Genomic DNA, 8608 nt, shown 5'->3' with positions numbered 1-8608 from the left:
GAGAGTAGGGAACTGCCAGGCATCAAATTTAGTGTGCTGATATGGCTCAGTTGGTAGAGCGCACCCTTGGTAAGGGTGAGGTCCCCAGTTCGACTCTGGGTATCAGCACCAGTTTTTCGGTTAAAGTTCGGCGCTTAGAAAAGAATTTGTCTGGCGGCTGTAGCGCGGTGGTCCCACCTGACCCCATGCCGAACTCAGAAGTGAAACGCCGTAGCGCCGATGGTAGTGTGGGGTCTCCCCATGCGAGAGTAGGGAACTGCCAGACATCAAATAAGTGAAAAGGCCATCCGAAAGGATGGCCTTTTTGCGTTATGCTTCTTGCTAACCTGTAAGCCCGGTATGCGCAACGCCACCGGGCAAAACAGAAGATTAATGAATCACCTGCGACAGGAATGCCCGCGTACGTTCTGACCTGGGATTGGCAAAAAACTCATCTGGCGGCGCTTGCTCCACAATCTCGCCAAGATCCATGAAGATCACGCGGTCGGCCACCGTGCGGGCAAATCCCATTTCATGGGTAACGCACAGCATAGTCATACCCGATTGCGCCAGACCGATCATGGTATCAAGCACCTCTTTCACCATTTCTGGATCCAGCGCTGATGTGGGTTCATCAAACAACATAATTTTAGGTTTCATACATAACGAACGTGCAATGGCCACGCGCTGTTGTTGTCCACCAGAGATTTGCCCAGGATATTTATGCGCATGTTCAGCAATGCGAACTCGCTCAAGGTAGTGCATTGCCAACACTTCAGCCTCTTTTTTCGGCATCTTTTGCACCCAGACTGGTGCCAGCGTACAGTTTTGCAGGACCGTCAAATGAGGAAAGAGATTGAAGTGTTGAAAGACCATGCCAACTTCTTGCCTGACGCGCTCAATATTGCGAATGTCTTCATTGAGTTCAATCCCATCCACCACAATACGTCCTTGCTGATGCTCTTCCAGATGGTTAATACAACGGATAGTTGTCGATTTACCCGAGCCGGAAGGACCGCATAAGACGATACGCTCTCCTTGTTTTACCTGCAGATTGATGTTTTTCAAAACGTGGAACTGTCCGTACCATTTATTGACGTTTTCCAGCGTAATCATCGCGTCAGTAGACTGCATTAATAATTGGTTCATAAATTCCTCAGTGCGGTGTACGCCCGGTATTAAAACGTTTTTCCAGATGTTGGCTGTAACGCGACATACTGAAACAAAAGATCCAGTAAATCAGTGCGGCAAAAACATATCCTTCAGTCGACATACCCAGCCATGCAGGATCCACGGTTGCTTGCTGCACGCTGCTGAAGAGATCAAACAGGCCGATGATGATGACCAAACTGGTATCCTTGAACAGGGCAATAATCGTATTAACCAAACCAGGAATAACCAGCTTGAGAGCTTGTGGAAGAATGACTAACCCTTGGGTTTTCCAGTACCCCAGGGCCAGTGATTCAGCCGCTTCATACTGACCTTTTGGCAAGGCCTGTAATCCCCCACGAACTACCTCTGCAACATAGGCTGACTGGAAAAGAATGACGCCGACCAGTGCCCGGATAAGCTTGTCGATGCTGGTCCCCTCCGACATAAACAGAGGGAGCATGACAGAGGACATAAACAGGACGGTGATCAACGGTACGCCGCGCCAGAACTCAATAAAAATGACGGATAAAATCCGAACGATTGGCATATGAGAACGACGTCCCAATGCCAGTAGAATCCCCCACGGGAGTGCACCCGCAATACCGACGGATGCGATGATAAGCGTCAGCGTTAACCCGCCCCACTGCCGGGTTTCTACCCGCTCAAGTCCGAGAAAACCACCGTACATCAACCACCAGACCACCAAAGGATAAAGAACTGCCCAAACGGCGATATAACGACCACGGTGGGGAATGATTTTCCAGAACATGGGAACGATTGAAACAAGGCCAATCAGCAGGGCCAGATTTATGCGCCAGCGCTGATCGTGTGGGTAAAGTCCATACATGAATTGTCCGAAGCGTTCATGAATGAACACCCAGCAGGCCCCCGCTTTGGTACAGTCAGCTCTGGTAGAGCCTATCCAGTTGGCCTGAAAAAATACCCAGTTCAACAGCGGTGGAAGGAAGGACCAAATTAGCCACACGCATAGCAGCGTGAGCAGGCTATTTGACCAAGTGGAGAACAGGTTTTTGCGAACCCAGAACAGACAGCTGCTTGCCGGGTTACTGCTCTGGCGCGAGGGGTGAGACAGTAGTGCTTTTGTCATCATGGCTCCTTAGCGCTCGATCAGTGCGATACGACGGTTATAAATATTCATCAGGAGAGAAATGCTCAGGCTGATGATCAGGTACACCGACATCGTGATGGCAATAGTTTCAATGGCTTGTCCCGTTTGATTGAGTACCGTGCCAGCAAACAGGGAAACCATATCCGGGTAGCCAATGGCGGCAGCGAGCGAAGAATTTTTAACGATATTCAGGTACTGACTGGTTAGTGGAGGAATGATGACGCGCAGCGCCTGTGGGATGATGACCTGGCGGAGCGTCACCGGATTTGGCAAACCCAGAGAGCGTGCTGCCTCATGTTGGCCATAAGGAACAGCCTGAATTCCTGCCCGAATAATTTCTGCAATAAACGCTGAGGTATACACTGAAAGCGCCAGCGTCAGAGCCGCCAGTTCAGGTATAAGCACCATACCGCCACGGAAGTTAAAACCGCGTAGCTCGGGGATATCCCAGTGAAGGGCCGCGCCAAAAAACCATTGTGAAATCATCGGTAAAAATACGAATAATGCCAGAGCTGTGGGCCAGGTACGGCGTAACTGACCGGTTTTGATCTGGTGCATTCTGTTGAAGCGAAATAGTCCGAAGGTGACAGCGATGGCAATAAGGACCGCAGTACAAAAGGCAAAAAGACCTTCTCCCATTTGCGGCGCCGGAATATACAGCCCCCGGTTGCTCAGAAACATCAAATCCAGCGCGTTCACTGCCTGACGTGGGCCGGGTAGGTTACGTAATACGGCAAAATACCAAAAGAAGATCTGCAATAGCGGCGGGATATTGCGGAACGTTTCGATATAGACCGTGGAGAGCTTTCGCAATAACCAGTTATCTGACAGGCGTGCCAGCCCGAGAAAGAAACCGAGAAATGAAGCGAAGATGATACATAGTGCGGAAACTAACAGCGTATTAAGCAGACCGACCAGGAACACGCGGCCATAGGTATCGCCTTGCTCGTAATCAATCAGATGCTGGACGATACCAAATCCCGCGCTGCGGTCGAGAAAAGAAAATCCCGAGGTAATACCGCGACTGCTCAGGTTATTAATCGTGTTATGAATGAGATAGACCGCAATGCTAATGACCGCAATGACGGCGAGTATTTGGAATAACCAGGCGCGGACCGCAGGGTTAGAAAAGGATAGCGATCCTTTTACGGTTGAGCGGCGATGAAGCATAAGAAAACCTCGGTAACAATGGCTCTGGGCTGAGCGCCGCAGCTGCGGCGCCCGTTACATCACTTTGCATTAGCGCACCGGTGGCGCATATTGAATGCCACCGTTGTTCCAGAGGTTGTTCTGTCCACGTTTGATCTTCAACGGACTTTCCGATCCAACGTTACGTTCAAAGATCTCCGAGTAGTTACCTACCTGCTTAATAATGTTATAAGCCCATTTGTTATCAAGCTTCAGATCCTTGCCATAATCCCCTTCTTTACCTAGCAGATGCGCCATATCCGGCGTTGCAGGATTAGCCGCTTTTTCATCAACGTTTTTCGAGTTAACCCCCATCTCTTCCGCGTTCAGCATGGCGAACAGCGTCCAGCGAACAATGGAGAACCATTCATCGTCGCCACGACGTACAACCGGACCTAACGGTTCTTTAGAGATAACTTCTGGCAGGACAATCCATTCTGCAGGATTGCTCAGCTTGATGCGCAGGGCATATAGCTGAGACTGGTCGGAGGCCAGCGTATCACAACGTCCTGATTCCAGAGCCTTGGCTGATTCATCCGAGCGGTCAAACGTGACAGGGGTGTACTTCATATTATTGGCTTTAAAGTAGTCAGCCACGTTCAGTTCGGTATCGGTTCCTGCCTGAATACACACCGTTGCGCCATCCAGTTCTTTCGCGCTCTTCAGGCCGGCTTTATTGTGGGTAAGAAAACCAATGCCATCGTAATAGGTTACGCCAGTGAAAGACATGCCCATACCTGCATCACGAGAGGAGGTCCATGTGGTATTACGCGAGAGCATGTCGACTTCGCCAGACTGTAACGCGGTGAAACGTTCCTTGGCGGTGAGCGGGGTATATTTTACTTTGGTATCATCGCCAAATACGGCGGAGGCAACGCCTCGGCATACGTCGACATCAATACCTGAAAACTTACCGCTCGCATCGGCGTAAGAGAAGCCAGGCAACCCGTCACTGATCCCGCATTGCACAAACCCTTTTTTCTTTACGGCATCAAGTGTTGCGCCGGCATGCGCCTGATTTGCTATCGCAAGGAGCACGCCGGCCGCAGCCAGGCTGGCTATTATCATCTTTTTCATAGAGCATCCTGTGTGGAGGAATTATTGTTATGAAAACGTTCTGAAAACGTCTTTTACCGGTCTGTGGCTTTGGCCATACTCTTTTAAGCAAAGGTAGTGCCAGGTTTTTGCGCACGATTATTCGACGCAATATGCAGAGTGTAGACAGGAAAAAATAAATGCAGCGCCCTGAAGTGGTGCAAAATTGAAACGTAAGCCACATTTCAGCGCAAAAATTTTAAAATTAGACAGGACGCGTGATAACGATTTCGGACGTTAATATTGATCGCGTGAGAATAATGAAAAGAAAACGCGGTGTAACAAAGAACAGGAAAAATGCTACTTTCAAATCGTGGATATGTGAGGGATATCTATAATAATTTTATTATTCAGGAAGAGCTATAAACCAACGTTTTGTCTTATATGTGAATTTTATTTTATTGCTAAAAGCGCGGTAACCACCGCGCCTTTAAAACCTTTAAGAAGAGTTATTTGGTCAGGGCAACTATCCCAAGCGTCAATCCGGCAACGGCGGCTGCGCCACCGGCGATGGCACCGGCTGTTTCCCAGTTATCCTGCGTGGTGCCTTTCATACAGGTATTGGTATGGACCAGGCGTCCCTGATCGTCGTATACAGGTACGCAAGGAGAATCGTGTGCACAACCGGCAAGAAACGCGGTAAGCAATGCAACGGATATTAATCTTTTCATGGTGTTACCTCAAAAATAAGCGTTTCGCTAATTGAGCAAAGACAAGCGCTAAGCCATCTGCGAACTCGGTCATTATTTTACCACCTCTTAAAAAAAGACTGACAGAAGGAATAATCTCAATTCATGTGGATTGTAAAAATAATGGATAAAAAGAAAGGTTGCGGGCGGGTTTTAATGACCGACTTAAATGAAATAAATGGCTATCTTATTAATAAACAAAGAGAGAGTGTACCGATGAAAAAGGCGTCCGTAGACGCCTTTATTTTACAAATTAATCAGTGTGCCGACTAAAACGCCGTCTGACGACAACGAAGAAGACGGGAACGAAGAAGATCGCCAACAATGTTGCGGTTAGCATTCCCCCCATTACACCTGTGCCGACCGCATTCTGTGCACCGCTACCCGCTCCGTGGCTGATAACCAGAGGCATAACCCCCAGAATAAATGCCAGGGATGTCATCAGGATAGGGCGAAGACGCATGCGGGATGCCTCCAACGTCGCTTCGATCAGCCCTTTACCCTCTTTATCCATCAGGTCTTTGGCAAACTCGACGATCAGAATGGCGTTTTTAGCCGAGAGGCCGATAGTGGTTAGCAACCCAACCTGGAAGTACACGTCGTTATTCATCCCACGTAGCGATGCGGCTAGCAGTGCGCCAACCACGCCAAGCGGTACAACCAGCATCACCGAGAACGGGATCGACCAGCTCTCATACAATGCGGCAAGGCAAAGGAAGACAACGATGAGCGAGATAGCATACAGCGCAGGCGCCTGGTTCCCTGAGAGTCGTTCCTGATAGGACATACCCGTCCAGTCATGGCCGATACCGTTAGGCAGTTTCTCTGCCAGGCTTTCCATCAGCGCCATCGCTTCACCGGTGCTTCGGCCTGGCGCAGCTTCTCCTAACAGTTCCATAGAAGGCATACCGTTGTAACGTTCCAGACGTGGTGAACCGTAGATCCAATGTGCGGAACTGAACGTGGAGAACGGTACCATTTCGCCATTGGCGCTACGAACATACAGATTATTGATGTCTTCCGGCAACATACGGAATTTGGCATCGGCCTGTACGTACACTTTTTTCACGCGGCCACGGTCAATGAAGTCATTGACGTAATAGCCACCCAGCGCAGCGGAGATGGTTTCATTAATATCGGACAGCGAGACACCAAGGGCCTGAGCTTTTTCCTGATCGACATCCAGCTTGAACTGGGCGGTATCCTCGAGACCGTTTGGACGCACGCGAACCAGCAGGTCAGGGTGTTTAGCAACCATACCCAGCAGTTGGTTACGCGCTTGTGTTAACGCGGTATGCCCCAGCCCGCCCTGGTCAATCAGCTCGAAGTCGAAGCCGGTTGCGGTACCCAGTTCAACAATGGCTGGCATGTTGAAAGGGAACACTAAGCCGTCACGAATCTGGCTAAACGCACGGGTTGCTCTGGCGATAATCGATTCAACGTTATTCTCGTCGCCACTGCGTTCTTCCCAGGGCTTGAGGCTGACAAACGCCATCCCTGAGTTTTGCCCTTGCCCGCTGAAGCTAAAGCCGTTAACCGTAAAGACGCTTTCGACGTTGGCTTTCTCGTTGTTCAGGTAGTAATGCGTAACCTGATCCAGCACTTTCTGGGTTCGCTCTTGCGTTGCACCGGCCGGAAGCTGAATCATTGTCAGGAATACGCCCTGATCTTCTTCTGGCAAGAAGGAGGTTGGAAGGCGCATAAACAACACCGCCATCCCAATCACGATAATCAGGTAGACGACCAGGTAACGCCCGGTTTTACGCACAATACCGCTGACGCTATTGGTGTAATGATTGACGCTGTGATCAAATTTGGCATTAAACCAGCCAAAGAAACCGCTTTTATTCTCGTGATGTTCAGCCGATACCGGCTTCAACAGCGTTGCACAAAGCGCGGGAGTCAGGATCAGCGCTACCAGCACTGAAAGCGCCATTGCAGAAACGATGGTGATAGAGAACTGCCGATAGATAGCCCCGGTTGAGCCGCCAAAGAAGGCCATCGGGATAAATACCGCAGACAGCACCATGGCGATACCGACCAGCGCGCCCTGAATTTGTGACATGGATTTTTCCGTCGCCTCTTTGGGCGGTAGATTATCTTCCATCATCACACGTTCCACGTTTTCCACCACCACTATCGCATCATCAACCAATAGGCCGATGGCGAGTACCATGCCGAACATCGTCAGGGTGTTTATTGAGTAGCCAAACGCGGCAAGTACGGCAAATGTGCCCAACAATACAACAGGTACGGCAATGGTTGGAATGAGCGTAGCCCGGATGTTTTGCAGGAACAAATACATGACCAGGAACACCAGCACGATCGCTTCAAACAGCGTTTTTACCACTTCATGAATGGAGATGGTTACAAACGGGGTGGTGTCGTACGGATAGACCACCTTCATTCCCTGCGGGAAGAACGGTTGCAGTTCAACCAGCTTGGCTTTGATAGCGTTTGCGGTATCCAGCGCGTTTGCCCCGGTTGCCAGTTTGATCCCGAGACCGGATGCTGGTTTCCCGTTAATACGCGCGACTACGTTGTAGTTCTCCCCCCCCAACTCGATGCGTGCAACGTCTTTCAGGTGAACGACCGAACCATCGCTATTCACGCGTAAAGTTACTTTGCCGAACTCTTCAGGGTCTTTCAGTCGCGTTTGCGCAATGATAGAGGCATTAAGCTGCTGATTAGGCAACGCAGGCGTACCGCCCAGCTGACCGGCAGCAATCTGATCGTTCTGCACCTTCAACTGATTGATCACATCAACCGGTGTGAGCTGGTACTTATTCAACAAGTTTGCATCCAGCCAGATACGCATAGCGTACTGCGCACCAAACAGCTGCACGTCACCCACGCCATTCAGACGGCTGATCGAGTCTTTAACGTTCGAGGCGACGTAGTCGGAAATGTCATCCTGCGTGGTTTGTGGGTTGTCAGAAACAAAACCCGCGACCATCAAAAAGCTGCTACTGGATTTCTCGACGCTGATCCCCTGCTGCTGAACTTCTTGCGGCAGTAGTGGAGTGGCGAGCTGCAGTTTGTTTTGCACCTGAACCTGCGCGATATCGGGGTCGGTACCGGACTGGAAGGTCAGCGTGATGGTCACACTACCGGCAGAATCGCTGGTGGAGGACATATACATCAGGTTATCGATACCGTTCATATTCTGTTCGATAACCTGCGTGACGGTATCCTGTACCGTTTGCGCATCCGCACCTGGGTAGGTGGCGGAAACCGATACGGCAGGAGGCGCGATGGTCGGGTACTGCGCCACGGGCAGTTGCATAATTGCCAGAGCACCCGCCATCATCAGAATGATGGCCAGTACCCAGGCAAAGATAGGACGCCTGATAAAAAAGTTAGCCATGTCCGGTTA

Annotated in this window: 6 protein-coding genes, 1 tRNA gene and 1 rRNA gene; 2 read left to right on the top strand and 6 right to left on the bottom strand. The window is 50.3% G+C overall.

What is annotated here, in order from left to right:
* Positions 1-35: 35 nt before the first annotated feature.
* Positions 36-111 (top strand) — tRNA-Thr (locus FDX04_RS17500).
* A gap of 38 nt (positions 112-149) precedes the next feature.
* Positions 150-265, top strand: a 5S ribosomal RNA gene (rrf, locus tag FDX04_RS17495).
* A 104-nt stretch (positions 266-369) separates the two neighbouring features.
* On the opposite strand, the gene FDX04_RS17490 is transcribed toward rrf, so the two are convergent.
* From FDX04_RS17490 to FDX04_RS17465, 6 genes are all read right to left on the bottom strand, one after another.
* A complete protein-coding gene (locus FDX04_RS17490) occupies positions 370-1128 on the bottom strand; it encodes an amino acid ABC transporter ATP-binding protein (RefSeq protein WP_042311366.1) in 759 nt (252 codons plus the stop codon).
* Positions 1129-1135: 7 nt separating this feature from the next.
* Positions 1136-2239 carry an amino acid ABC transporter permease gene (locus tag FDX04_RS17485; RefSeq protein WP_137360160.1) on the bottom strand — a complete coding sequence of 368 codons (1104 nt, stop codon included), beginning with the start codon at positions 2237-2239 and terminating at the stop codon, positions 1136-1138.
* A 9-nt stretch (positions 2240-2248) separates the two neighbouring features.
* Positions 2249-3430 (bottom strand): amino acid ABC transporter permease, encoded by a 1182-nt coding sequence (locus FDX04_RS17480; RefSeq protein WP_137360157.1) that lies wholly within the window; start codon positions 3428-3430, stop codon positions 2249-2251.
* 69 nt (positions 3431-3499) lie between these two features.
* Positions 3500-4525: an amino acid ABC transporter substrate-binding protein gene (locus FDX04_RS17475; protein WP_038634415.1), complete on the bottom strand. Its 1026-nt coding sequence runs from the start codon at positions 4523-4525 to the stop codon at positions 3500-3502.
* A gap of 467 nt (positions 4526-4992) precedes the next feature.
* Positions 4993-5214, bottom strand: coding sequence for a lipoprotein (locus FDX04_RS17470; RefSeq protein WP_003025292.1), 222 nt, complete (start codon positions 5212-5214; stop codon positions 4993-4995).
* Positions 5215-5485: 271 nt separating this feature from the next.
* Positions 5486-8599: an efflux RND transporter permease subunit gene (locus FDX04_RS17465; RefSeq protein WP_042311363.1), complete on the bottom strand. Its 3114-nt coding sequence runs from the start codon at positions 8597-8599 to the stop codon at positions 5486-5488.
* Positions 8600-8608 lie beyond the last annotated feature (9 nt).

The organism is Citrobacter sp. wls615, from assembly GCF_005281355.1.
Classification (GTDB): Bacteria; Pseudomonadota; Gammaproteobacteria; order Enterobacterales; family Enterobacteriaceae; genus Citrobacter; species Citrobacter werkmanii.
Note: the sequence above shows the minus strand (reverse complement) of the source record. Positions and strands in the feature narration are given on the sequence as shown.